The organism is Caulobacter vibrioides OR37 (assembly GCF_000372645.1).
Lineage (GTDB): Bacteria > Pseudomonadota > Alphaproteobacteria > Caulobacterales > Caulobacteraceae > Caulobacter > Caulobacter vibrioides_E.
Map to the genome: position 1 here is coordinate 49,382 of NZ_APMP01000019.1, position 25,052 is coordinate 74,433.

The following is a 25,052-nucleotide window of genomic DNA, read 5'->3' on the forward strand; positions in this document are numbered from 1 at the left end:
CCTACGGCTGACGCACCACCTGGCCGCCCTTCATCACGAACACCGGGTGCTCCAGCAGGGTGACGTCGGCCAGCGGATCGCCGCCGACCGCGATGATGTCGCCATAAAGGCCGACGGCCACCTGGCCGACATCCTTGGGACGGCCCAGAGCCTCGGCGGCGGTGATGGTCGCCGACTGAATCGCTTGCAGCGGCGTGGCGCCATAGCGGACCATGACGGCGAACTGCTTGGCGTTGTCGCCGTGCGGATAGACGCCCGCGTCGGTGCCGAAGACCATCTTGACCCCGGCCTTGAGCGCCTTCTTGAAGTTCTGGCGCTGGATCTCGCCGATGTCGCGGTCCTTGCGCAGGTTGTCCTCCAGCACGCCGTTCTTCTTGCCTTCGGCCTGGGTGTAGTCGGTGTTGTAGATATCCATCGAGAAGTAGGTCCCGTGCTGGATCGCCAGCTTGATGCCCTCGTCGTCGACGAGGCTGGCGTGCTCGATGGTGTCGATGCCAGCGCGGATGGCGTCCTTGATGCCGGCCGCCCCGTGGGCGTGGGCGGCGACGCGCAGGCCGGCCATGTGGGCTTCGTCGGCGACGGCCTTCATCTCGTCCAAGGTCAGCTGCTGCTGGCCCGGCTCGTCGCCGTGCGAGAACACCCCGCCCGTCGCGCAGATCTTGATCACCTGGGCGCCGTACTTCTTCAGCGTGCGCACGGCCTTCCGCGCCTCGTCGGGGCTGTCGATGTTGTACGGGCCCTTCTGGTCCATCGAGGGCGGGAAGAAGGTCGAGTCGCAGTGCCCGCCGGTCGCGCCGATCGCGTAGGTGGCGGTGACGATGCGCGGACCCACCACATAGCCCGCGTCGATCGCCTCGCGCAGGCCCACGTCGTCGAAGGCGTCCGAGCCGACGTTGCGGATGGTGGTGAAGCCGGCGTTCAGCGTCTTCTTGGCGTTGGCGGTCTGGACCACGCTCCAGAACCGGTCGCTGTACTGCAGGCTGTTGTAGCCGCCGATCTCGGCCAGGGCCGAGATGTGGGTGTGCATGTCGATCAGCCCTGGCAACAGCGTCGCGCCGGGCAGATCCACGACCTTCGCGCCCGCCGGAACGGCGTCGCCCTTCTTGCCGATGCTGGTGATGCGGCCATCGGTGACGATCACCAGCGGGTTGTCGACATACTTGCCGCTGGCCACGTCCAGCAGGCGCGATGCGCTGACGGCCTCGACCTGGGCGGCGCTGGCCGCCGAGCCCAGAGCCAGACCCAAAACGAGCGCGCTGGCCACGATCCCCTTACGCATGGTGTTCCGTCCCCATCCTATTGAGCACGGCGACGCTATCACGCGGTCGGGGAACGTCGAGGTCTATTGCGGGACCAGGCTGGAGCCGCCTTGCATCGTCTGCTGCGCGCGCTGGACGTTGCTGCGTTCGGCCTTGCGCTGCTCGGCCGTGGTGCAGACCTTCACCGGGAAGTGGCTGCCGGTCGGGGTCTCCCGATGGCAGATGATCCCATCGTCCTTCTTCTTCTCGACGGCGACGGGCTTGGGCTGGACAGCCGTCGCGTCGGTGGCCGTCGACGCCGGCGAGGCGCTTTGCGCGTGGACTGGCGCTGTCAGAATCAGGGACAGCACGGCGGCGGATGCGAACAGACGCATGACGACCTCGAGTTGGAACGGAGGCGCGATAGGGCGGACTTGGCTTTAGAGGGTCAAGTTAAGATGTCTTCACCCGCGATGAAGTCGGGCATCGAGCCGCCGCCCCGTCGCCGTCGCGCCGGGAGGGCTCAGGCCGGATTGAGTTGCATCCGGACGAAGCGGCGACGCTCGCGCTCCGCCTGTCCGGTCCCATCGGCGGATGAGACGTGGTTGTCGATCAGCGGATCGGGCGCGGCCAGCCGCGCCAGGGCCAGGGGCTCGCTCAGCGTGATCTGCACGCCGTCGATTTCCACGCCATAGGGAACGAGGCTGGCCAGGGCGCGTGAAAGGTTCTCGGGCGTCATGCCCAAAAGCGACGCCAGACGCCGCTTGCGACAGGGCAACCGCAGCGTCGGCCCGCCGCCCTGGCGCTGCTGCTGGGTCAGCAGGTAACTGGCCAGACGTTCCTGCGCCCCGCGCAGCCTGTGGTTCTTGAAGGTTCGGACCAGGCCGCTGAAGCAGCCGGCAAGCTCCTCCGCCACCGCGCGCCCGAACCCCGCGTCGCGGCCCAGCGCCTGGCGGACGGCCTGACCCGGGATCGCCAGCACCGCGCTGGAACTCAGCGCCCGCGCGGTCACCAGGTTCGGCCCGCCCAGGACCGCCGACGCCAACATCAGGGTCGCGGGCGGTTGCAGCAGGGCAAGATCGGCCTCGCGTCCGTTCCACGCGCCCTCCAGCAAGATGGCGCCCTCCAGCAGAAGGTACAGCTGGTCGTCGCTCTCGCCCTGCGCCGCCAAGAGTCCGCCGGGTTCGAGATGGGCGATGGCGGCCTCGCGGGTCAGAAGCGCGAAGGTTTCGGCCGAAGCGCCGTCCAACAGAGGCAGTCGCCGGATGCGGGGCAGATCGATTTCGGTGCGGGTCATGGGCGGCCTGCTGACGATGACCGCCATGCTTGTGTCCGTTCGCGGGCCAAGGCCTTGACTCTGGTCAATCCGATCGAAGGTTTCCGCGGGCGCCGATCGCGCTCTCAGCGCTCGGGATCGGCCGGTGGCTTGTCGTCCAGATGGTCGTAAAGGATGCGGGCGGCATCGCCCTCGGGGTCGTCGTACTGGCCCGCGTTCATCGTCCAGAGAAACGCGGCCAGGCCCAGCGCGCCCAGACCGATCGAGGCCGGCGCCAGGATGAGAATGATGTTCATGCCCGTCTCCCCAGACGCGGACGCGCCGCGTTCAGCAACACCGCGATCGACGACCCCGACATGGCCAGGGCCGCGACGAACGGATTGACCAGCCCCAGCACCGCCGCCGGAATGGCGACCAGGTTGTAAAGGCCCGAGAAGCCGAAATTCTCCAGCGCGCGACGCCGAGATTCCCGCGCCGTCTCGACGGCCTCGACGACCGCGCCCAGGCCTTCTCCGGTGAAGACCAGATCGGCGGCCGTCTGCGCCGCGTCCACCGCCGCGCCGGGCGCCATGGACACATGCGCCTTGGCCAGGGCGGCGGCGTCGTTGAGCCCGTCCCCCACCATCAGCACCTTGCGGCCCTCGCTCTTGAGACGGTCGACGATCTCGGCCTTCTCGAACGGCGTCAGACCGGCGCGCCAGTCGCTGACGCCGAGCGCGCCAGCCACGTCGCCGACGGGTCCGGCCAAGTCGCCGGACAGGACTTCGACCGACATCCCGAGCCGACGCAGGCGCGCGATCGTTTCGGCGGCGTCGGCGCGAGGGCGGTCCTCGAAGACGAAGCGGATCTTCAGGTCGCCCTCGAAGCCGAACCACAGTTCGGTCTCCCGCGCGTCGCCGCCGCGGACGCCGACGAACGCCGCGCGGCCCAGGCGCGCCCGACGCCCGTCGATGACGCCCTCGACGCCCTGGCCGGCGGTCTCCACGCAGTCGACGGCCACCGGTCCCGCCCCCGCCGCCGCGCTCAAGGCGCGGGCCAGCGGATGGCGCGAGGCGCGCGCCAGCGGGGCGGCCAAGGCGACGAGTTGGTCGGGCGCGCCGATCAGGGCGGGCTTTCCCTCGGTCAGCACCCCCGTCTTGTCGAAGACCACGTGGTCGGCCTCGGCCAGGCGCTCCAGCGCCGCGCCGGACTTGACCAGCACGCCCTTGCGGAAAAGGCGGCTGCTGGCGGCGATCTGAACGGCCGGCACGGCCAGGCCCAGGGCGCAGGGGCAGGTGACGATCAGCACGGCGGCCGCGCGCAGCAGCGCCTCGCGGACGCCCAGGCCCAGGACCCAGCCGCCGACGAAGGTCAAGGCGGCGGCCGTGTGGACGACGGGCACATAGAGCGCCGCCGCCTTGTCGGCCAGGCGCACATAGGACGAGCGAGCCTGGGCGCCGGCCTCCATCAGGCGGGCGATCGCGGCCAGGGTCGAGTCCTCGCTGCGCGCCGTGGCGGCCATCACCAGACGGCCCGACAGGTTCAGCGCGCCCGCGTGAAGACGCGCGCCCTCGGCGACCGGGACCAGGGCGGTCTCGCCGGAGATCAGGGCGTTGTCCAGTTCGGAGCGGCCGGCCTCGACCACCCCGTCGACCGGAACGCGTTCGCCGGGCGCGACCACCAGGCGGTCGCCGACCTTGACCTCGGCCACGGGAACGCCCTGTTCGACGCCGTCGACCAGGCGCAGCGCCACCGGCGCCTGCAGCGCCAGCAGATCGCGCGCGGCCGAGCGGGCGCTGGCCCGAAGCCGGTGGTCCAGATAGCGACCGATCAGCAGCAGGAACAGCAGGGTCACCGCCGCATCGAAATAGGCGTGCTTGCCGCCCAGCATGGTCTCGGAGTAGCTGACGATCAGCGTGAGGATGACGCCGATCGAGATGGGCACATCCATGTTCGCCTTGCCGCGCTTCAGCGACGCCCAGGCCGAACGGAAGAACGGCCGGCCGGCGAACAGCGCGCACGGCGTCGCGACGATGGCGGCCATCCAGTACATCAGCGTCAGCGTCGAGGCGTTCAGCTCCTGGCCAAACAGCCCGGCCCACGCCGGCACCGTGAACATCATGACGTTGCCGGCCCCGAAGCCGGCGACCCCCAGGGCGATCGCCAGCTCCTTGCCTTCGCGATCCTGGGCCGCGCCGGCCTCGGCCGGATCGAACAGGCAGGCGCGATAGCCCAGCCCCTCGACAGTCTCGACCACGCGCTCGGGATCGGCCTTGCCCGGCTCCAGGTCCACGGCCAGCTTGCCCGTGGTCAGGTTCAGGCGCGCGGCGCTGACGCCTGGCATGGCGCGCACCGCCTTCTCGATCTTGCCGATGCAGCCGGCGCAGCGCGCGCCGGTGACCAGCAGCTCCAGCCGGCCGCGTCCCGCGTCGTCGCGCTGGACGAAGGCCTCGAGATCGCGATGCAGCGCCAGGCCCTGGCTCATGGCGTCACCAGCCTCGTCTCGATCTCGACCATATCGCCCGAATTGCGGGCCGCGCCGCGCAGGTCCCAGGCCCCGTCAAGACGCGCCGGCGCTTCGTAGCGCCCCTGCCCGATCGGGCGGAAGTTCAGAACCTGACGCCCCGTCTCGGTGGCGGGACGCTCCAGCACGCCGGTCACCGACAGATGATCCAGGGGTTTACCAGCGCGATCCTCGACCGTGACGACCACGCTTTGGCCGCCCGCCGTGCTGACGCCCGTCTTCCAGCCCAGCGCCGTTTCGCGGCGGCGCTGATCCAAGGTCTTGTTGAAGGCCAGGCCCGCCTCATAGGGGTTGGAGGCGACCTCGCCCGAGAAGGTGCTGTAGGCCTTCACCATGAACACGGTGTCGACCCCGATCACCACGCCGAAGAACAGCACGACGGCGATCAGGACATGCCATCCCGTGATGCGGCCCTTTTCAGGCCCGGGCTTGGCCACGGAAGAGACGGCGGCGGTCATTGTGGGTTCGCGGCTCCTGAGAGGAAGACGGTCTTGGCCTCGGCGCGGATATCGCCCGCGCGAATGACGAAGCGTGCGGGAACGCTGGGCTCCAGCTCGGCGTCCTTGGGCGCGGTGACGAACACGCGCACCGGGACGACCTGGTCGGGCGGGACGACGATGCTGACATGCTCGCCGACGGTGCCGGGCTGACTCAAACGCGCGCCCTGCACGCCCTCGAACGAAACGTCGTAGCGCTGCTGGACATAGGTGCGGTTGGCGATCTTGAGCGTATAGCCATCCCTCACCGCCCCATCATGCATCCGCACGAAGATCGGATTGCGGTCGCGAATGACGCCGAGATCGGCCTTGGGCCGGTCGATCAGCGACCACAGCGTCAGGCCGCCGACCACGGACATGGCCAGGGCGTAATAGACGGTCCGCGAGCGGATCGGCTTGTAGACGGCCTTTTCGCCCTTGGTCCGCGCGCACACCGCCTCCTCGGAGTCATAGGCGATCAGACCGGTCGGCCGACCGACCTTGACCATCATCTCGTCGCAGGCGTCGACGCAGAGGCCGCAGTTGATGCATTCCAGTTGCGAGCCGTCGCGGATGTCGATGCCCATCGGGCAGGCCACCACGCACTGATTGCAGTCGATGCAGTCGCCGCGTCCCTCCCAGCTCTGCCCCTTCTTGTGCGGCCCGCGGGTCTCGCCGCGATAGGCCAGATAGGTCACCTGCAGCGAATGGTCGTCCAGCATGGCGCCCTGGATACGCGGCCACGGGCACATGTAGGTGCACACCTGCTCGCGCATCCAGCCGGCGAAGATGTAGGTGGTGCAGGTCAGAAGCAGGCACGACACATAGGCCGTCATCGGCGCGTCGCCGGTCCAGAAGGTCCGGATCAGGGTCGGCGCGTCATGGAAATAAAAGATCCACGCGCCGCCGGTGCCGAAGGCTATGGCCAGCCAGACCAGGTGCTTGCCGGTCTTGCGCCAGATCTTGTTGAAGGACAGCGGCGCGGCGTCCAGGCGCATCCGGGCGTTGCGGTCGCCCTCGAACAGGCGCTCGACCACGATGTAGAGATCGGTCCACACGGTCTGCGGGCAGGCATAGCCGCACCAGAGCCGGCCAAACAGCGCCGTCACCAGGAACAGCGCCAGGGCCGCCATCACCAGCAGGCCGGTGAAGATATAGACCTCCTGCGGCCACAGCTGGATGTCGAAGAAATAGAAACGCCGGCCGGTGAAGTCGACCAGCGCGGCTTGCTGAGGGAAACCCTCGGGGCGATGCCAGCGGATCCACGGGGTGACGTAGTAGACCGCCAGGGCGGCGATCAGCAGCGCCCATTTGATGGCCCGCCACTTGCCATGGACCAGCTTGGGATAGATGGGCTGGCGAGGCTTGTAGAGATGACCGTTGGCCTCGCCCTTCCCCTTCGCCCGGGCGGCGGCCGAAACCGCCGTCCGGGCGTCGGATCTTGGACGCGTATTATCGATAACTCGAACCATCGGGCTTATTGACCGCCCGCGTTGGAGTGGACGTAGACGGCCAGGGCCTTGATGGTTTCAGGGCTCAGGCGGCCGCCCCAGGTGGGCATCACCCCGCCGTTGCCGGCGAAGATCTGTCCGCGGATGGACGCGCGATCCGCGCCGTACAGCCAGTCGGAGTCGGTCAGGTTCGGCGCGCCGACTTGCTGATTGCCCTTGCCGTCCAGGCCGTGACAGGCCGAGCACTGGGCCTCGAACAGAGGCTGGGCCCGGGCCACGGCGGCGGCGTCGGCCGGCCGCTTCGACAGGTGCACGACGTACTCGGTCAGGTCGTCGATCTGGTCGGGCTTGAGCAGTTCGTCACGACCGAAGGCGGGCATCTGGGACATCCGCGCGCCCTCGACGCCGGTGCGGACGCCGTGGGTGATCGTGTACTGGATGTCCTCCAGCTTGCCGCCCCACAGCCAGACGTCGTCGCGCAGGTTGGGATAACCCTTGCCCCCAGTGCCGCCGATGCCGTGACAGGTGGCGCAGTTGTCGCCGAAGACGGACTGGCCGACCTGCTGGGCGTAGGCGTTGAGCTTGGGATCCTTCTCGATCTGCTCCAGGCTGGCGGTGCGCAGCTGAGCCGCGCCTTCGCCGCGCTTGATATCGAGCGCCTTGAGCTCCTTGGTGACCTCGGCTCGGTCGGACTTGTGCAGCAGGCCCTTGGTGTAGCCGTGCAGGCCCGGCCAGGCCGGCATCAGGATCCAGTAGACGATCGCGAAGGCGATCGTCCCGTACCAGACCCACAGCCACCAGCGGGGCAGCGGGTTGTCCAGCTCCTTGATCCCGTCCCAGCTGTGGCCGGTGGTTTCAACGCCCGTAGCGTGGTCGGTTTCGCGTTGGTCAGCCATCAGACCAGCTCCTCGTCGTCGAGCGGAATGCGCGCGGCGTGTTGGAATTCAGCCTTCTTGGAAGGCTTCAGGGCGTAGAGGACGCCCGCCAGGAAGATCAGGCCGAAGTAGATCAGCCCGCCTTGCTGCGCGAAGCGCGCCACGGTTTCGTAGCTGAGGCCGCTCATCTTTGGTTCTCCGGAGCCTGGGCCTTGTACGACTTGAAATCGACCATGGTGCCCAGCATTTGCAGGTACGCGATCAGGGCGTCCATTTCGGTGATCTTGTCGGGATTACCGTCGAAGTCGCGGTTGACGACCTTGGCGCCATAGCGGGCGCGCAGGCCCACCGCGTCGGTGGAGAACGGATCGGCCTGGGCCTCGAGATCCTTCTTGGCGTTGGCGATCATGTCGGCGGTGTAGGGCACGCCCACGGTGTGGAGCGCCTTCATCCGATCGACGATGTCGCTGTAGTCCAGCTCCTTTTCGGCCAGGAACTTGTAGGGGGGCATCACCGACTCCGGCACCACCGAGCGCGGATCGGTCAGGTGGTCGCGGTGCCAGCTGTCGGAGTACTTGCCGCCCACGCGCGCCAGGTCGGGACCGGTGCGCTTGGAGCCCCATTGGAACGGGTGGTCGTACATGCTCTCGGCGGCCAGGCTGTAGTGGCCGTAGCGCTCGACCTCGTCACGCAGCGGGCGGATCATCTGCGAGTGGCAGAGATAGCAGCCTTCGCGGACATAGATGTCGCGGCCGGCCTGTTCGAGCGGGGTGTAGGGACGAACCCCCTCCACCTTCTCGATCGTGCCCTGCAGCCAGAACAGCGGGGCGATTTCCACGAGGCCGCCGATCGAGACCACGAGGAGGATGCCGACGAGGAGCAGCAGCGAATGCCGCTCGAGCTTGGCGTGTTGTTTCCAGAGAGACATCGGAACCTCAGGCGATCGCGGTTGCGGGGGCGGTCGACGCGTCGTCGGCCAGCTCGGCGGCCAGATCGGCCCCGGATGCTTCGGGAGACGGGGTCGCGATCGTCTTCCAGACGTTGACGATCATGATCAGGGCGCCGGTCAGGTACATCAGGCCGCCAACCGTCCGGATGACGTTCTCGATGTGCTTGGCCGAAACCGTCTCGATGAAGCTGTAGGCCAGGAACCCTTGCGGCGTGTATTCGCGCCACATCAGGCCTTCCATGATGCCCGACACCCACATCGCGGCGATGTAGAGCAGGATGCCGGTGGTCGCGATCCAGAAGTGCCACTCGATCATCTTGGTCGAGTACATGGCCTTCTTCTTCCAGAGCCACGGCACCAGGCAGTAGACCGCGCCGAAGCTGATGAAGCCGACCCAGCCCAGAGCGCCGGAGTGCACGTGACCAATGGTCCAGTCGGTGTAGTGGCTGAGCGCGTTGACCGCGCGGATCGACATCACCGGACCTTCGAAGGTCGACATGCCGTAGAAGGCGATCGAGACGACCATCATGCGGATCACGGGGTCGGTGCGCAGCTTGTCCCACGCGCCCGACAGCGTCATCAGGCCGTTGATCATGCCGCCCCAGGACGGCATCCACAGCATGATCGAGAAGGTCATGCCCAGGGTCTGCGCCCACTGCGGCAGGGCCGTGTAGTGGAGGTGGTGCGGACCGGCCCAGATGTAGATGAAGATCAGGGCCCAGAAGTGCACGATCGACAGGCGATAGCTGTAGACCGGACGCTCGGCGCGCTTGGGCACGAAGTAGTACATCATGGCCAGGAAGCCGGCGGTCAGGAAGAAGCCCACCGCGTTGTGGCCGTACCACCACTGGGTCAGCGCGTCCTGGACGCCGGACATCACGCCGTAGGACTTGTGGTTCAGCAGGCCGACCGGAACGGCGGCGTTGTTGACCAGGTGCAGCACGGCGATGGTGACGATGAAGGCCAGGTAGAACCAGTTGGCCACATAGATGTGGGGTTCCTTGCGCTTCCAGATCGTGCCCAGGAAGACCAGCAGATAGGCCACCCAGACGATCGTCAGCCACAGGTCGGTGTACCATTCGGGCTCGGCGTATTCCTTGCCCTGGGTCGCGCCCATCAGATAGCCGGTCGCGGCCAGCACGATGAACAGCTGATAGCCCCAGAACACGAACCACGGCGTGATGCCGCCGGCCAGACGCGCCTTGCAGGTGCGTTGGACGACCCAGAACGACGTCGCGATCAGGGCGTTGCCCCCGAAGGCGAAGATCACGGCCGAGGTATGCAGCGGACGCAGCCGGCCGAAGTTCAGCCATCCCGCCTCGGGGAAGTAGAAGATCCTCGGCCAGGACAGTTGGGCCGCGATCACGACGCCGACGAGAAGGCCGGCCGCCGCCCAGAACATCGTGGCGATCACACCCGCCTTGATGACGTTGTCGGAATAGCGGTCGGGCTGATCCCGCAGCTTTCCGCCCGACAGGCCGGAGGCCAGGGCGAAAGCGGCGAGGACGCCGGCCAGGGAGATGGTCTCGGCTTGGAGCCTGAAAATCGGGTCATGCGTCAGACCGGCGCCTAAAATCGCCAGAAACGCTCCCAAGACTGAGATGATGAGAAGAACGCTCGACCCCGCTGGGGGACTTGCGTTGACTTTGGACGGGGCGGACATGCGGACTCCGTGCGGCGAACCTTGCGCCCTGCGTCTCACGTCCCCGATGGCCCGGCTTTGATGCGCATCAAAGCCGGGGTTGCGATCTGGAGCGATCCTGTTGATCGGTTCAGGAGCATTCCATGTTGGCTAGGTCTCAAGCGATCGCGCGCGTTCTCACCCCCGCCGTCGGCGCGACGGCGTTGGTCAGTTGGGCGATCGCGGTCGGTCAGGCGGTTCCGCGATTGATGGCGGGCCCGATCTGCAGTTCGCGGACGGACAGCTGGTCCCTGGCTGGCCACTGCCCGGCCTGCTTCGCGGCGGTGGCGTTCACCGTGCTTTTCGTGGTGCTGGCGGCGGCGACCCCGCGCGTGAACGCATCCGCCGCAGCCTGCGCGGCGGGCCAACGTAAATAGCCTTACGCGCGTTCGTCCGCCGAACGCCGTCGCGCGAATCGCGGCAAGTTGCTCCCGACGCCGTCGGCGATCCGGTCCGCTTGTCGCGATTGTAAAAGCGGTCCTGTCCAAGAGATCTCAACGCCAAACGCATCCAGGCTTGGCGCCGAAAGGCGTCGGTGCTCTCCTATAGGATGTGGCGCGTTGACGGACTCACACGTGGGGAGAGGCGCTTTGCCGCAGCCGGACGGACGTCCTGTTCAGAGCTTCGACCAGAAGAACACCCTGCTCGAGGCCCATGCCGCGCGCGTGAATGGGGCCGGCGATCCCGCCCTCGTGCTCCTGCACGGCTTCGGGACCGACCAGACGATCTGGGGCGCGCTGACGCCCCGTTTGCCGCCGGCTCGGCGGATCGTCCTCTACGACCACATGGGCAGCGGCGCCTCGAACCTGGCGCACTATGACCCCGCGCGTTACGCGACCCTCGAGGGCTACGCCGACGACCTCGCGGACATCCTGGAGGCGCTCGATCTGCGCGACGCCACGATGGTCGCCCATTCGGTCTCGGGCATGATCGCGCTGCTGGCCAGCCTGCGCACCGATCGCATCGGCCGCCTGATCATGATCGGCGCCTCGTCGCGCTACCTGAACGACGGCGACTACGAGGGCGGCTTCGAGCGCGCCGACGTCGAGCAGCTGCTGGACCTGATGGCCCTGGACTTCCAGGGCTGGGCGCGGACCCTGGCGCCTCAGGTGATGGACCAGCCCGAGCGGCCGGGCCTGATCCAGGAGCTGGTCTACAGCTTCAGCCGCTCCAATCCCGAGATCACGCGCGGCTTCGCCCGAGCCACTTTCATGTCCGACCACCGCTCGGCCTTGGGCGCTTGCCGGGTTCCCACCCTCGTGCTGCAGGCCAGCGCCGACATGGTGGTTCCTCTGGCCGCCGCGCGCTTTCTCGCCGACGGCATCCCGAACGCGCGCCTAGAGATCATGGCGACGCGCGGCCACTATCCGCACCTCAGCGCGCCGGACATCGTGGCCGAGGCCATCGCGCGCTTCCTGGCGGAGACGGAGGCTTGAGCCCAGGCGACGGAGAAACCCTGGCGCTGACGGCGCCGGTGGGACTTTTCGAGGCGGATCGCGACATGATCCTGCGCCAAGTCAATCCGGCCATGACCGCGATGACGGGCCGGGCGCCGACCGATCTGGCCGGACGATTCTTCCGCGACCTGCTCACCCGATCGTCTCAGTTGATCTACGCGCTGAAGGCCGAACACGCGCTGGTCGGTGCTGGATCGGTCCAGGAGATTTTCCTGGAGCTCGCCCACACCGACGGACGGCCTCGTCCCGTGCTCCTGACCGTTTCCGCCGACGGCGACACGCGGCGCGGGGTGCTGTTCGCCGCGCCGGAACGACGGGCCTACGAGTTGGAGCTGGTCGCCGCGCGACAGACCATGCTCGAAAGCCTGAAGGCTTTGGAGAGCGCCAACGAAAAGCTCGAGCAACTGGTCGCCGACCGCACCGCCGCCCTCGCCCAGCGCGACCTGCTGCTGCGCGAGGTCTATCATCGGGTGAAGAACAATCTTCAGGTCGTCGACGGCCTTTTGCTGCTGCAGTCGCGCAAGCTGGCCGATCCGGCGGCCCTGGCGGCGATCGAAGGCCTGCGCAAGCGTGTCTATGCGATCGGCCTCGTGCATCACCAACTGATGGGATCGGCCAATCTGAAGACCTTCGATGTCGGCGCGTTTCTGCGGGATCTCGTCGCCCATCTGCAGAAGGGGGCGCCTGACAGCATCGCGCTGCGCATCGACGCGGCGCCCCTGAACGTTGATCTTGACTTCGCCGTCCCCCTGGGACTGCTGGTCACGGAACTGACGACCAACGCCCTGAAGCACGCCTTCCCCAGTGGCGCGGGCGAGGTTCGGGTCGTCTTGGAAGCGCCAGCGGAGGGAGAGGTCGTGTTGCGGATCGCCGACAACGGCATCGGGTTTTCCGACGCGACCGGGACCCCGACGCCGTCGCTGGGGCTGACGATCGTCAATGGCCTGGTGCGCCAGCTTCACGGACGCATCCGCGCCGTCCAGGACAACGGGGTCGCTTGGGAAGCGCGCTTCCCAGCCCCGGACGCGGCGTGACCATGCTGCACCGCGACCGCGTCCTGATCGTCGACGACGAATTCATCATCGCCCAGACCCTTTGCGTCTATGTTGAGGACCTTGGCCTGACGGTCTGCGGCACGGCCGCCTCCGCCGACGAGGCCGTCGCCCTGGCCGTGGACCAGCGGCCCTTCATCGTGCTGATGGACATGCGGCTTCAAGGCGACCGCGACGGCGTCGACGCCTCCCAGGAGATCCACGAGCGGGTGGGCTCCAAGGTCGTCTTCATCACCGGATCGAGGGAGCCGGCCACCCTGGCGCGGATCGAGGGCGATCATCCGTCGGCCGTGCTCTTCAAGCCCATTTCGGAAGGGCAGCTGGTCGCCGTGATCCGCCGGCTGCTCGAGGAGGATCCTGGCGCTTGACATTAAATCTACCTAGGTAGATTTATCGCTCATGGCTCGCGCGCGATCTCTTTCGACTCATGCCCGCACGGTGTTGGCCGCCCTGCTCGAAGCGGGCGGCGCGTGGTCCCACGGCTATGATTTGGCGCGTCGCGCGGGAATCAAGTCCGGGACCCTGTACCCGCTTCTCATTCGGCTTGAGTCTCAAGGCTATCTCGAAGCCGAGTGGCAGCAACCCGCCGAGGGCGGTAAGCCGCCTCGGCACGCCTATCGGCTGACCGACGAGGGTCTGCGGCTGGCCCGCGACAACCCGGTTCAGGCCGCGCCGCTGCCGTCTCTCGCCCAGGCCTCGGAATCATGAGGCCGCGGCGTCGCCTGGCCGTCCTGGTCTGCGATCTGCTGGCCGCCAGCCTGCCCGCGCCCAATCGGGATTGGGCGCGCGCGGCCAGGGCCGAGGTCGCGGCGATCGATGATGACGCCGAGGCTCTGGCCTTCGCGCTGGAGACCCTCTGGGGCCTGGGCCTCGCGGGCGTGCGATGCCGGCTTCTGCAACTCGCGGTCTGGGTCGGCGGCTGCGACCGCGAGGACCAGGCCATGGTCCGGCTAGGCGGTCTCGACAGAGCCCGACTGTGGCCCCGCGCCCTCGGCGTATTCAGCGCGATCGGCGCGGGAGCCGTGGGCCTGGCCTATCTGGCGGCGGCGGGCGCTCCGGGCCGGTATCTGGCGATCAACGTCGCCGCGCTGCTGGTCGGGCTTGCGGCGCTGGCGATCGTCGGAAGACTCCTGTCGACGAAGCGGGCCCGATCGGAGTCCGTCATGCTTTGGCTGGGGCTGACGCTGTTTGGCGTCGCGGCTTACGGCGTGGGACTAGGCGGCGCCACGCGCTGGCTGCGGCTGGGCGGCCTGGCGGTGCAGCCCAGCCTCGTCATCCTGCCGATGATGACCGTCAGCTTCGCCCGATCGCGGACGACGGCGGGAACCCTGGCGATGGTCTTGGCCGCCGCCGCGCTGGCGCTGCAGCCAGACCCCGCCATGTCCGGCGCGCTCTGCGCGGGCCTCGCGGCGGCTCTGGCGCTCCGCCCCGACCGGCTCGGCCTGATCGCCCTGCTGGGCGGCGTGGCGGGTTTCGACGTCGCGGTGACTCGCGCCGAGGCCCTGCCCGCGACGCCGTTCGTCGACGATGTTCTGACGTCGGCGTTCGAGCTCCATCCGCTGCTGGGGCTGACAGTGCTGGGCGCGACGGGCCTGCTCCTGACCCCAGGCCTGCTGGGCGGCCTACGCGATGGCCGAGCGCAGGCCGCCTATGGGGCGTTCGGCGCCGTCTGGGGCTCGACCTTGGCCGCCGCCGCCATCGGTCCCTACCCCACCCCCGTCATCGGCTACGGCGGCAGCGCGATCATCGGCTATCTGCTGAGCCTGGCCATGCTGCCGCCCAAGGTCCCCTGGCCCGCGGGGGCGGACATCAACGCCGCCGTCGACGAGCCGACGCCGACCAATCTCCACCCGCGCCTGTCGGCCTCTTAAGGCCCCAAAGCCAGGGTCCCCGCCGCGCACGATTCAACCGCGAAATCCGCGCGGATCGCGGCCCCGCGTCTTCCCCCTCCCCCGAAAGGACTAACTCGTGAAAGCACCTCGCCTCGAAAAGCGGGCTCGCTACCTGCTGTCCGCGCTCGCGGTCGTCGCCCTGCTCTGGTTAGGCTGGACCGAACTGACCCGCACGCGCGGCGACCAGAAGGTCGTCTTCCAGCCGGCCGCCAAGACCTGCGGCGTCGACGGCCCGCTGCGCTATTGCGTCTACCGGGCGGTCGGCGGCGTGAACGGCGACATCGTCTATCACCTGCACGGGCGCGGCCTGGACGAAGGCGTCTGGAACGACGACACCTATTTCACCGCCATGCTCCAGGCGCGCTGGCAGGCCCAGGGCGCGACGGCGCCGACGGTCGTCACCCTGTCCTACGGCCCCACCTGGCTGCTGACCCCGAAGGGCGGCAAGGCCGACAGCGGCCTGCTGGACGACATGATGCGCCGGTTGCCCGCCATCGAAGCCCGGATCGGCCAGCCCCGGCGACGAATGCTGCTGGGCGAGTCGATGGGGGGGCTGAACGTGCTCGTGGCCGGCCTTTCGCACCCTTCCGAGTTCGCCAAAGTCGCGGCGCTTTGCCCGGGCGTCTATGTCGACTCGCCGTTCGCCAGCCTGCCGACCCTGGCCGCCGCCCTGCGCCGCACCGGCGCGAACCCGAAGATCGCGTTCGGCGTGCGAACCCTCGCGCGAACCTATGTCGCCGACGAGGCCGAATGGCGTCGCGTGTCCCCGCTGGCGCTGATCGACCAAGCCACGCCGCGCTATCCCAAGCTCTACCTGTCCTGCGGCCTCTACGACGCCTACGGCAATTTCGAGGGAACCGAGCGACTGGCCCGCGCGGCCCGCGAGCACGGCGTCGAGACCGAATGGACGCCCCTGTATGGCGGCCACTGCGCGACGGACGTCAACTCGGTCGCGGACTTCCTGCTGAGGTGAGTCTGGTTTCAATGGGCCATAGAAACCGGACAAATAGGCCTAACCTTCAGCGGTTTAGAACATCGGAAAGAGCCTAGATCGTGATAGCCGAAAGTGTGAGCGGTTTCGGCGGTTATCACGCTCTAAATGTTTGATTTAGCGCCTTATTCTTCCGCTCGAATGATTCCGTTCGAGCGGATAAGGCTCTAGGCCGCCTCCGAAGACGCGATCTCATGATCCTCTGATAGCTTGAAGACCGAGACCTTGCTCATGAGACGGCTGGCCTCGGCGCGAATGGAGTGGCTTGCCGCGGTGCTCTCTTCAACCATCGCGGCGTTCTGCTGCGTGAACCGGTCCATCTGATTGACCGCGATATTCACCTCGTCCAACCCACTGGTCTGTTCAACGGCCGACCGGGCGATCTCGGACACCAAGCGGGAGACCTCGCGGACCTGATCGACGACCTTGCCCAGGGCCGCGCCGGTTTCATTGACCAGATCGGCGCCCAGCGAGACTTGCTGGCTCGAGCTGGAAATCAGACCCTTGATTTCCCGAGCCGCGCCCGCCGACCGCTGGGCCAACGCGCGCACTTCCTGGGCGACCACGGCGAAGCCCCGTCCGGACTCCCCGGCGCGCGCCGCCTCGACGCCGGCGTTCAGCGCGAGAAGGTTCGTCTGGAACGCGATCTCGTCGATCGTGGCGATGATCAGTTCCATCTGGCGCGCCGAGGCTTCGATGCGCCCCATGGCGTTCACGGCTTCGATCATGGTTTGCCCGCTGCGCTCGACATCGCCATGAGCGATGTCCACCGCCGTCTTGGCCTGACCCGCGCCCGCCGACGTGGCGCGAACGGTGTTGGTGATCTCGTTCAGCGCCGCCGCGGTCTGTTCCAGGCTGGCGGCCTGCTGCTCGGTGCGATGGGCCAGCTGATCCGCCGCGCTGCTGATGTCGCGCGCGCCTTCGCTGAGGCTTCCGACGCCGCCCGATATCTCGGCGATCAGATTACGCAGGCTCTCCAAGGTGGTGTTGTAGTCGCTGCGCAGCTTTTCATATTCCGCCGGAAAGACGGCCTTGATCGGCATCGACAGGTCGCCTCGCGCCAAGCGCTCGAGGGCCGCCGAGAGACCTTCCACGACGAGGCGCTGTTCAGCCGCGACCGCCTGGCGGCGCGCCTCTTGCTGGCGACGCAGATCCTCGGCCTCCTGGCGCTGCACGATGGCGTCGCGCGCCGTGTCGGCTTGAGTCTTGGCGGAGCGCTGGAGCGCCAGCAGGGCGCGATTCACCGCTTCGGCGGCGCCGGCCGAACCCAGGTCGTCCCCATGCTGAGCCGCGAATTCGGCCTTTCGAACCCCGACATAGAGAATGCCGACCACTTTCCCGTCGCTCAGAATGGGCTCGTAGATCGTGTAATAGGCCTCGCCCAGGATTTCCGCTTCGCCGCGAAACACCTTGCCTTGCTTCAGCACGGTCTCGATGACCTTCTCGGCCGTGAGGCGCGTGCCCACCGCGCGAGACCCGTCTGGCTTCAGGACGTTCGTGGCGATCCGAAGATCGCCCAGGAAAACGGTCGCCGTGCCGCCGGCGCTCTGCCGAACGGAATCGACGATCTCGACGTCGTCATTGATCCGGCGCTGACCATAGTACAGGACGCCATTGACCACCCGGGCTTCACCGCACTCGCGCAGGGCGGTCTGAAGAATCTGCAGGTTCTTATCCAGGCTATGCTGCGCCAAGGTCAGCATTTCGGCTTCGGTCGCTTTTTCAGCGGTCTCGATCAGGGTCGCCGCGATCCTGTCCAAGGACGCGTTGCCGCCCACGACGCCCGTCGAGAACCGCCGCGCGACGACCAGCAGCGCGGCCGTGGCGATCGCCGCCGCGGCCAGGCCATAGGGTTCGCCGAACCCGAGTTTCCGGGCGGCTAGGGGGACCAGAACACACACGCCGACGCCGAGCGCCATGACGGCCCCGGACACAACTCCCGAAAAGGAAGAGCCCTTGTCCTTTCGGCCGACCGTTTTCGACATGCGTCCCCCCACAGAGCTTTTCACCCCGAGCCCTCGCTCAAAGAGATCCAACCGCGATTTGAAGGCTCAGTTTGATGTATAGTGGTTAATAGAGCAGTTAAGAGGAGAGTGTCAGATTGCCACACCGGGAAATTCGAGCCCACTTTGAGTAATATGGACCACCAAAGCACCCAGGATTGCAAGATAGACTCACGCCAACCGATACGACCAAAAATCCGAAAATCTGTTTATTTTTACAGACCTATAGAGACTTCCGGATACGGACTGGTGCCGACTTATAGGCCGGTGTTCCGCTGAATTGATCTCGGTCCTCTAGGACGATGACCCGATTGACCTCGGGATAGTAAGCGGCAATGGATCCCGCCGGGAGATCCTTCGAAACCACTGTGAATCCAGAAACGCAGCGCTCAACGCCATCGTCCGGCGTGAAGGCAGCAACTATATCAACCTTGTCACCCTGCTTCAGGCCCAACGCATTTTGGTCTTCGGGAGACATGAAGACGACATCTCGACGCGAAAAGACGCCGCGATATCGATCACTATTTCCATATATCGTCGTATTATATTGATCGTGACTGCGGATAGAGCTCAGGAGAAGCACAGACGGGTCGCCGCGCCGGGGGTCCTCGCCGTCGGCCTTGAAGGCGGCGAAGTGCGCCTTGCCCGACGCGGTCTTCCAGTTCCGCTCGGCGTGCGGCAGAGGCAGACGGAAGCCGCCCGGCTGGAGAACCCTGGCGTTATAGTTAGCGAAGTCGACCGGGAAGACCGCCTCGATCAAGTCCCGGATCCGGCTGTAGTCGGCGACGCACCACTCCCAATCGACCGGATGATCACCCAGGGCGGCCTTGGCGATGCCGGCGACGATGGCCGGCTCCGACATGAGATGCTCCGACGCCGGCGTGTTCGTGCCGCGGGAGGCGTGCACCATCGCCATGGAATCCTCGACCGTGACGGCTTGAACGCCCGTGGCCTGGACGTCCGACTCGGTGCGCCCCAGGCAGGGCAGCAGAAAGCTCTCGCGGCCGAAAAGCAGGTGGCTTCTGTTGAGCTTGGTGGCGATGTTGACGGTCAGATCAAGCTTCTGAAGCGCCGCGTGCGTGACTTCCGGATCCGGGGCCGCGGCGGCCAGATTGCCGCCCAGGCTGATCAGCGCCTTGACGGCGCCGCTCCGGGCGGCCGCGATCATCTCGACCACCGTATGGCCATGAGCGCGCGGCGATTTTAGCCCAAAGACGCGATCCATCGACGCCAGCAGCGCCTCCGACGGCTTCTCGGCCACGCCGACCGTTCTGGCGCCTTGGACGTTGGAATGGCCGCGCACGGGACAAATGCCGGCCCCGGCGCGCCCGATGTTGCCGCGCATCAGCAGAAGATTCGCGATCTGCTGGATCACGCTGGAACTGCTGCGATGCTGCGTGATCCCCATGCCGTAGCAGACGATCACCGATTTCGCCCGCCGATAGATCAGCGCGGCCTCTTCAAGCCTGGCTCGCGTCAGGGCCGAGACGGCTTCGATCTCCGACCACTCCAGGGCTTCCAGGTGAGCGCGCAAGGCGTCGAAGCCAAGCGTGTGCTCGGCTATGAAATCGCGATCCAGGAAGCCCGGGCCCCCGCTGGCGATATCCGCCCGATCGGCTTCCAGCAGCGCCTTCATGATCCCCTGAAGGGCCGCGCCGTCGCCCCCAACGCCAACTTGGTAGTAGTGGGAGGCGATGGGCGTCGATCCGCCCGTCGTCATCTCCACCACGCTCTGCGGCGAGGTGAACCGCTCCAGCGCCCGCTCCTTGAAGGGATTGAACACGACGATCTTGCAGCCGCGCCGCGCCGCCTCCCGCAGGGTGCTCATCATCCGCGGGTGGTTGGTGCCGGGATTATGCCCGAAACTGAAAATGGCGTCGCAAGTCTGGAAATCGTCGAGACTGACCGAGCCCTTGCCCATGCCGATCACCGGCGGCAAGGCGACGCTCGTCGGCTCGTGGCACATGTTCGAGCAGTCGGGGAAATTGTTGGTCCCAAAGGCCCGCCCCATCAGCTGGAACAGGAAGGCCGCCTCGTTGGACGCGCGGCCCGACGCATAGAACTCGGCCTTGTTGGGATCATCGAGCGCGCGCAAATTCTCGCCGATGCGCGCGAACGCGGTAGCCCAGTCGATCGGCACATATTTGTCGGTCGCGGCGTCGTAGACCATCGGGTGAGTCAGCCGGCCGAAATCCTCCAGCGCGTGATCGCTCCACGTCCGCAGCTCGGAAACGGTGTGCTGGGCGAAGAAGTCCGGCGTCACGCGCTTGGGCGTCGACTCCCAGGCGACGGCCTTGGCGCCGTTCTCGCAGAACTCGAAGGACGACGTGTGCTTCGGATCGGGCCAAGCGCACCCTGGACAGTCGAAGCCCTCGGGCTGGTTGGCGCGGAGGAGGGTTTTCGCCCCGGCCAGGACCACCTCCTGCCGATTGAGGACGCTGGCGACGCTGGCCAGCGCGCCCCAGCCGCCCGCGGCCTTGTCGTACTCCCCGACCCCTTCCACGGAAGACGTTTGCGACTTCGCGGCCTTTTGCTCTTCGGTCATCGTTCAGCCCGCTGCTCTTCTTCTAGGATCGATGAGTGTTCGAGTATGCCTGGAGGCCAGGACGGGGAACTCGCGACAATCCGTCGCGGATGGGAGAACACCTCGAAGCCGTCCTCGCGCACGACGGCCGCCAGGGTTATGCCGGCCGCCTCGGCCATGCGAACGGCCAAGGCCGTGGGCGCGGAAACGGCCGCGATGAAATTGGCGCCCATGGCGGCGGCCTTTTGGACCATCTCCACCGAGACCCGACTGGTCAGCAGGACAACCCCCTCGGCCGTCTCCCCAGCGCGCGCCAAGGCTCCCGCGAGCTTGTCCAAGGCGTTATGGCGCCCGACATCCTCACGCACGGCGACCAGGCCGCCGACGGGCCGCCACAGCGCCGCGGCGTGAGCGGCCCGGGTCGCCGCGCCCAGCGCCTGCGCCCGCGCGAGCCCCGTCATGGCGGCGATGAGGTCGTCGGCGGTGACCGAAAGATCGCCCGTCGGCGCGAGCCTCGGCGGCCGCATGGCCTCCTCAAGGCTTTCAATTCCGCATAAGCCACAGCCCGTCGGGCCGGCCAGCCGACGTCGGCGCGCCGTCAGAAGGCTCTGAAGTTCGGGGGGGAGCCATAGGCGAGCCTCAAGGCCGAAAGCGGTCTCGACCACCTCGAGCCGCTCCACATCGGCCGGCGACGAGATCACGCCTTCGGTCAGGCTAAAGCCGATCGCGAAATCCTCGACATCGTCAGGGGTCGCCATCATCACGGCGTAGGTCGAGGCGTTGTGAACGATCGCGATCGCGGTTTCCTCGGCCAGGCGACGCGGAGCGCGCGCCGTCTCGCCAGCTCTCACGCGCAGCGGCTCCGAGTCGACGGTCGCCGAGAACCGCCGGGGCGGCTCAGCGGCCGCCATGGTCGTCGCCCTAGCCCGCCGCGACACCCCAAGGCCCCTTCCCGACCGCGATATGGCCCAGCACCTTGAAGGTGACGGGGTCCACCAGCGTTATGTCATTCGAGGATCCATTGGCGGTGACCGCCAGCTTCCGGTCGGGCGAAACCGCCAAGCCCCAGGGCCGAGGCCCCACGGCGGCGGACGCCACGACAGACTCTCCGGAAGCGTCCAGGTCGACCCGAACCAGCCGACCACCGCGCCCGGTGGTGACCAGAATGGTGTGATCGTCCCACTTGACCACGCCCATCGGCCGATCGGACTTGGGCAAGGCGATCGTCCGAAGGCGCTTGGCCGCCGCGAGATCCACCACGCTCAAGGAGGCGTCGTTTTCGCCGGGCACGACCGCCTTTGTATCGTTCACGAAGACCGCGTTGCGCGGCCGCGCGCCGACCTCGACCCGCGCCACGGCCGCCAAGGGCTGCCCGCGAAGGATCGAAACCGTATGCTCCTCCTCGGACGTCGCCAAGATCGTGTCGCCTTTGGGCGAGACCGAGAGGCCTTCGGGTTCGCCGCCCACGGCGATCTCGGACAGGATCTCTCCGCCGCGCGAAATCACCAGCAGCTTGCCGGAATCCTCGCTCGCGACATACAGGCGTTCGCCGTCCGGGCTGATCGCGATCTGCTCGGGATCGGAGACGCCGCGCAGGGTCTTCACGACCTGACGACTGGCCAGATTGATGACCACGATCCCATCGGCGGCCTTGTCGGGGGGCGGCAAGGCGGACTCGTCGACGCCAGGCCCACCGATCGGCGAGCCGCTCACCGCGACATAGAGGAAGCGCTTGTCGGGGCTTATGACCAGACCGCGCGGGCGCTTGCCGATGGCCATCCGGCCAACTTCGCGCCGGGTCTCGGGATCGATGATGCTGACGTCGCCCGAACGCTCGTTGGTGACATAGATCAGATAGGCGGGCGCCGCTGGCGACGACGGCTTCGGGCCGCAGCCGTAGGCCGACAGCAAAGCCAGAGCGCTGATCAAGATCTTACGCATTTCCAAGCCCCTCCCCATGACGCCGCCCCGTTTTCAGGGCTTGGGCGTGGATTTCAAAGCACTGATCAAGGCGCCAAGGCGAGCCTCGAGGACGGCGGGTTGCCGACAAATGACCGGCAGCATCTTCTGCCGATCCTCGAAGATTCGCGTGTCCCATTCGGCCTGCTCCTCGAGCGCCGCCTTGCTGGCCTCGACCGGCGCGCCCTTCGGCGCTTCCAGCTGGGCGTAGCTGCTTTCGATGCGCGTCGCCAGCAGGGCCTGCCGAGCGTTGAAACGCTTTATGCCCACGATGATCGAATGCCGTTCGGCGTCGATCGTCTCCACCAAGCCCGCGGCGACGAGCCCGCGAAACGCCGCCGGACGCGTCGCGAGGGCGGAGAGCCGCGCGACGGCCTCGTCCTGCGCGACCCGTCGCGGCGCGACGTCCGAGACCAGCGACGCGACCTCGGCGTTCGATCGCCAGGCCTCCGACGCGACCGGCTGCTTCCAGTAATCGGACAGCTCAAGCTTGGCCTTCGGCTCGACGTCACAGGGCCATCCCGCATCGGTCGAGGCGGAAGACTGGGCCCAAGCGGGCCCCGCCATCAACAAAAGCCCGGCGGCGACGAAACCGATAGGTCTCATTTCACGGCGTCCGGCTTCTTGAGATAGGCGATGATATTGGCGCGATCGGCCGCCGAGGGCAGGCCCGGGAAGATCATCTTGGTGCCCGGCACGACATCTTGCGGCTTGGTCAGATATTTATCGAGAACGGCGGGCGTCCACGTGACGCCGCTGCCGGCCATCGCGGTGGAGTAGTTGTAGCCGGCGAGCGTTCCCGCCTTGCGCCCGACCACGCCCGCCAGGCTTGGCCCGATCTTGTTCTTGCCGACCTCGACGGTGTGGCAGATGCCGCAGCGGGCGAACGTCGCCTTGCCCTGGACCGGATCCCCGGCCGCTTGAGCCGCCGCGGTTTCCGCGCCCAGAAGACCTGAAGCCAGGCCCGCCAACGCGATAACGCCCAGCTTGCGCGCCGACGCGAGGCCAAAGATCGCGGTCGTGAATTTCATGGTCTCACTTCGCTCCAGGATTGAGAATGGGCGGGATGCCCGAGATTTCAAAAGCATCGGAAGTCGGCCTCGACCTGCGCCGCGCGCAGACGATCGACCACGTCCTTCAGCGCGGGCGTTTCTCGAAAGAGGCTGGCGGCCTGGCCCGTGGCCTGGCGCATGCGCAGGATCGTCTCGGCCTGTTCGTAGGTCTCGAACGGCACGACCGCCGCGATTGTGTCGATGCTGCAGGCGCAGCGCCGAAGCATGTCCTGCGTCTGCCCATTGGCGGCCATGCAGCCCAGGACGTAGTCGGCCGACACCTCGGTCGGATAGCCATTGCCTTGAAGAGGCTTGGCGGCGGGCGCCGCGACGGCGATGGCGGCGATCATGAGGGGCCAGATCATGGCTTGGTCTCCGGGATCGGCAGCAGCGGGAAGTTGTAGCTGGTCAGGATCTGGGCGATGGGCTCGCGGTTCGCGCGGATGAACTGCTCCACGCGACGCTTCCATTTCGGCTCGCCGAAGCGCACGGACATCCCGATGTCAAAGACGAGGGGCGGCTGTCCAGGACGCGCCGCCAGCTGTGTCACGCGGAATTGCCCGGGGCGCAGACCCGCGAAATACCCCCCGATCGGCCCCCAGATCACGACGGCGTCGACCTTCTTGTCGGCCAGATCCTTGATCATGCGCTCGCCGACCGAATCCAGGCGCTCATCGACGACGAGGTCGTAGACGCGAGCGGTATCCATCAGCCCCGCCGCCAGGACGAGGTCGGCGCCCGGCGTCAGGGACTGCACGCCGACGCGCTTGCCGCGCAGGGCCGCGTCGCTGAGGTCGGACGCCGCGATGTTATCGGACGACCGCGTCACCACGACATAGCTCGAACGATAGTAGGGAATGGTCGACTGGGCGGTCTCGAGGCCGACGGCGGCGCCCATGACGATGTCGCAGCGCCGCGCGTTCAGGGTCCGGCGATAGAAGCCGATCCCGCTGGGGAACCAAGTATACTGGACCTCGACGCCCAGGTCCTTGGCGAACAGCGCCGCGATCTTGTTCTCCACGCCGTCGCCGTCTTCGCTGGCGAACGGCTTGGATCCCGGGCTGGCGCAGACGCGCAAGGCCGTGCGATCGAGCGCCTCGACCCGATCCGCCGCCGAGACCAACGACGGCGTCGTCAGCATCAGCAGCAGCCCGAGCGCCGCGAAGCGAGAGACCTTGGGCACGGCTACAGGCCCAAGCAGGCGTTTTCCGCCGCGGCGACATCCGCCGGCTTCTTGGGTTGCGGCGAAGGCCGACCCCGACCGAGCTTGTCGTCGGAGCGGGCCTTCAGATAGGTGTAAATGTCTTCGGCGAAACACATCACGTTCGGGTCGGCGCCGAACGCGGGCATCGCGAGATTTCCGTTCTGACGACCGTTGACCAGGACCTCCATGAAGGCGTCGTGGTCGAGCGTCTTGAGGGATTTCGTAAGGTTCGGCGCGAAGGTGCCGCCGAGGCCGTCGAAGCCGTGACACACCGAACAGTTGCCGTGATACCGCTTGTAACCGCTGAACTCCGGCCATGACGCCGTGGGCGCGCTCTGCGCCGCCGCGTCGGCCGTCGCCGCGGCCTGCGGCGCGCGCGCGAAACTTGGATTGGCTCCCGACAAGAAAATCAGCGCCGTCGCCGCGCTAGCCGTCAACTTCAGAAAAGGCTTCATGACGCTCCCCAACT

General features: G+C 67.2%; 27 protein-coding genes. 7 read left to right on the forward strand and 20 right to left on the reverse strand.

Annotated features, from left to right (window positions below; all coding sequences use genetic code 11):
- Window position 1: 1 nt before the first annotated feature.
- From OR37_RS14050 to ccoN, 11 genes are all read right to left on the reverse strand, one after another.
- Complete coding sequence (locus tag OR37_RS14050; RefSeq protein WP_004621158.1) at window positions 2-1,279, reverse strand: Xaa-Pro dipeptidase; 1,278 nt, start codon at window positions 1,277-1,279, stop codon at window positions 2-4.
- Between the two features lie 63 nt (window positions 1,280-1,342).
- Complete coding sequence (locus tag OR37_RS14055) at window positions 1,343-1,633, reverse strand: hypothetical protein (protein ID WP_004621160.1); 291 nt, start codon at window positions 1,631-1,633, stop codon at window positions 1,343-1,345.
- 128 nt (window positions 1,634-1,761) lie between these two features.
- Complete coding sequence (gene ftrB, locus OR37_RS14060; RefSeq protein WP_291841878.1) at window positions 1,762-2,562, reverse strand: transcriptional activator FtrB; 801 nt, start codon at window positions 2,560-2,562, stop codon at window positions 1,762-1,764.
- 77 nt (window positions 2,563-2,639) lie between these two features.
- Window positions 2,640-2,810, reverse strand: a complete 171-nt coding sequence (ccoS, locus tag OR37_RS14065; protein WP_004621165.1) for a cbb3-type cytochrome oxidase assembly protein CcoS — start codon at window positions 2,808-2,810, stop codon at window positions 2,640-2,642.
- Window positions 2,807-4,978 carry a heavy metal translocating P-type ATPase gene (locus tag OR37_RS14070; RefSeq protein ID WP_004621167.1) on the reverse strand — a complete coding sequence of 724 codons (2,172 nt, stop codon included), beginning with the start codon at window positions 4,976-4,978 and terminating at the stop codon, window positions 2,807-2,809. Before OR37_RS14070 ends, ccoS begins: the two co-directional genes overlap by 4 nt.
- Window positions 4,975-5,475: a FixH family protein gene (locus OR37_RS14075; protein WP_004621170.1), complete on the reverse strand. Its 501-nt coding sequence runs from the start codon at window positions 5,473-5,475 to the stop codon at window positions 4,975-4,977. The genes OR37_RS14070 and OR37_RS14075 overlap by 4 nt, the downstream gene beginning before the upstream one ends.
- Window positions 5,472-6,965: a cytochrome c oxidase accessory protein CcoG gene (gene ccoG / locus OR37_RS14080; RefSeq protein ID WP_004621172.1), complete on the reverse strand. Its 1,494-nt coding sequence runs from the start codon at window positions 6,963-6,965 to the stop codon at window positions 5,472-5,474. Before ccoG ends, OR37_RS14075 begins: the two co-directional genes overlap by 4 nt.
- A gap of 5 nt (window positions 6,966-6,970) precedes the next feature.
- Window positions 6,971-7,840 carry a cytochrome-c oxidase, cbb3-type subunit III gene (gene ccoP / locus OR37_RS14085; protein WP_004621173.1) on the reverse strand — a complete coding sequence of 290 codons (870 nt, stop codon included), beginning with the start codon at window positions 7,838-7,840 and terminating at the stop codon, window positions 6,971-6,973.
- Window positions 7,840-8,007: a cbb3-type cytochrome c oxidase subunit 3 gene (locus tag OR37_RS14090; protein ID WP_004621176.1), complete on the reverse strand. Its 168-nt coding sequence runs from the start codon at window positions 8,005-8,007 to the stop codon at window positions 7,840-7,842. The genes ccoP and OR37_RS14090 overlap by 1 nt, the downstream gene beginning before the upstream one ends.
- Window positions 8,004-8,747: a cytochrome-c oxidase, cbb3-type subunit II gene (gene ccoO, locus OR37_RS14095; protein ID WP_004621178.1), complete on the reverse strand. Its 744-nt coding sequence runs from the start codon at window positions 8,745-8,747 to the stop codon at window positions 8,004-8,006. The genes OR37_RS14090 and ccoO overlap by 4 nt, the downstream gene beginning before the upstream one ends.
- Window positions 8,748-8,754: 7 nt before the next feature.
- Entirely contained in the window at window positions 8,755-10,431 is a 1,677-nt protein-coding gene (gene ccoN, locus OR37_RS14100; RefSeq protein ID WP_004621181.1) for a cytochrome-c oxidase, cbb3-type subunit I, read from the reverse strand.
- 122 nt (window positions 10,432-10,553) lie between these two features.
- Here ccoN and OR37_RS14105 point away from each other — a divergent pair, with 122 nt between their 5' ends.
- From OR37_RS14105 to OR37_RS14135, 7 genes are all read left to right on the forward strand, one after another.
- Complete coding sequence (locus tag OR37_RS14105) at window positions 10,554-10,826, forward strand: hypothetical protein (RefSeq protein WP_004621182.1); 273 nt, start codon at window positions 10,554-10,556, stop codon at window positions 10,824-10,826.
- Window positions 10,827-11,039: 213 nt separating this feature from the next.
- Window positions 11,040-11,885 carry an alpha/beta fold hydrolase gene (locus OR37_RS14110; protein ID WP_004621184.1) on the forward strand — a complete coding sequence of 282 codons (846 nt, stop codon included), beginning with the start codon at window positions 11,040-11,042 and terminating at the stop codon, window positions 11,883-11,885.
- Complete coding sequence (locus tag OR37_RS14115; protein ID WP_004621185.1) at window positions 11,882-12,940, forward strand: sensor histidine kinase; 1,059 nt, start codon at window positions 11,882-11,884, stop codon at window positions 12,938-12,940. The genes OR37_RS14110 and OR37_RS14115 overlap by 4 nt, the downstream gene beginning before the upstream one ends.
- A gap of 2 nt (window positions 12,941-12,942) precedes the next feature.
- Window positions 12,943-13,326, forward strand: coding sequence for a response regulator (locus tag OR37_RS14120; RefSeq protein ID WP_004621188.1), 384 nt, complete (start codon window positions 12,943-12,945; stop codon window positions 13,324-13,326).
- A gap of 31 nt (window positions 13,327-13,357) precedes the next feature.
- On the forward strand, window positions 13,358-13,666 hold the full coding sequence (locus tag OR37_RS14125; RefSeq protein ID WP_004621189.1) for a PadR family transcriptional regulator: 309 nt from the start codon (window positions 13,358-13,360) through the stop codon (window positions 13,664-13,666).
- Window positions 13,663-14,829, forward strand: a complete 1,167-nt coding sequence (locus OR37_RS14130; protein WP_004621191.1) for a hypothetical protein — start codon at window positions 13,663-13,665, stop codon at window positions 14,827-14,829. The genes OR37_RS14125 and OR37_RS14130 overlap by 4 nt, the downstream gene beginning before the upstream one ends.
- Before the next feature lie 97 nt (window positions 14,830-14,926).
- Window positions 14,927-15,823, forward strand: a complete 897-nt coding sequence (locus OR37_RS14135; protein WP_004621194.1) for an alpha/beta hydrolase-fold protein — start codon at window positions 14,927-14,929, stop codon at window positions 15,821-15,823.
- 185 nt (window positions 15,824-16,008) lie between these two features.
- Here the strand turns inward: OR37_RS14135 and OR37_RS20795 are convergent, their stop codons facing one another.
- The 9 genes from OR37_RS20795 to OR37_RS14180 all read right to left on the reverse strand — a co-directional run bounded on the left by OR37_RS20795 (window position 16,009) and on the right by OR37_RS14180 (window position 25,038).
- A complete protein-coding gene (locus tag OR37_RS20795; protein WP_235046582.1) occupies window positions 16,009-17,775 on the reverse strand; it encodes a methyl-accepting chemotaxis protein in 1,767 nt (588 codons plus the stop codon).
- Between the two features lie 292 nt (window positions 17,776-18,067).
- Complete coding sequence (locus OR37_RS14145; protein ID WP_004621198.1) at window positions 18,068-20,389, reverse strand: FdhF/YdeP family oxidoreductase; 2,322 nt, start codon at window positions 20,387-20,389, stop codon at window positions 18,068-18,070.
- Window positions 20,386-21,279: a formate dehydrogenase accessory sulfurtransferase FdhD gene (gene fdhD / locus OR37_RS14150; RefSeq protein ID WP_004621200.1), complete on the reverse strand. Its 894-nt coding sequence runs from the start codon at window positions 21,277-21,279 to the stop codon at window positions 20,386-20,388. The genes OR37_RS14145 and fdhD overlap by 4 nt, the downstream gene beginning before the upstream one ends.
- A 10-nt stretch (window positions 21,280-21,289) precedes the next feature.
- Window positions 21,290-22,309, reverse strand: coding sequence for a YVTN family beta-propeller repeat protein (locus tag OR37_RS14155; RefSeq protein WP_004621203.1), 1,020 nt, complete (start codon window positions 22,307-22,309; stop codon window positions 21,290-21,292).
- A 33-nt stretch (window positions 22,310-22,342) separates the two neighbouring features.
- Window positions 22,343-22,894, reverse strand: coding sequence for a hypothetical protein (locus OR37_RS14160; protein WP_131368828.1), 552 nt, complete (start codon window positions 22,892-22,894; stop codon window positions 22,343-22,345).
- A gap of 35 nt (window positions 22,895-22,929) precedes the next feature.
- Complete coding sequence (locus tag OR37_RS14165; protein ID WP_004621207.1) at window positions 22,930-23,358, reverse strand: c-type cytochrome; 429 nt, start codon at window positions 23,356-23,358, stop codon at window positions 22,930-22,932.
- A gap of 47 nt (window positions 23,359-23,405) precedes the next feature.
- Window positions 23,406-23,744 carry a hypothetical protein gene (locus tag OR37_RS14170; RefSeq protein ID WP_004621209.1) on the reverse strand — a complete coding sequence of 113 codons (339 nt, stop codon included), beginning with the start codon at window positions 23,742-23,744 and terminating at the stop codon, window positions 23,406-23,408.
- A complete protein-coding gene (locus tag OR37_RS14175) occupies window positions 23,741-24,562 on the reverse strand; it encodes a quinoprotein dehydrogenase-associated putative ABC transporter substrate-binding protein (protein WP_004621211.1) in 822 nt (273 codons plus the stop codon). The genes OR37_RS14170 and OR37_RS14175 overlap by 4 nt, the downstream gene beginning before the upstream one ends.
- 2 nt (window positions 24,563-24,564) lie before the next feature.
- Window positions 24,565-25,038, reverse strand: a complete 474-nt coding sequence (locus tag OR37_RS14180; protein WP_004621212.1) for a c-type cytochrome — start codon at window positions 25,036-25,038, stop codon at window positions 24,565-24,567.
- Between the last annotated feature and the right edge of the window lie 14 nt (window positions 25,039-25,052).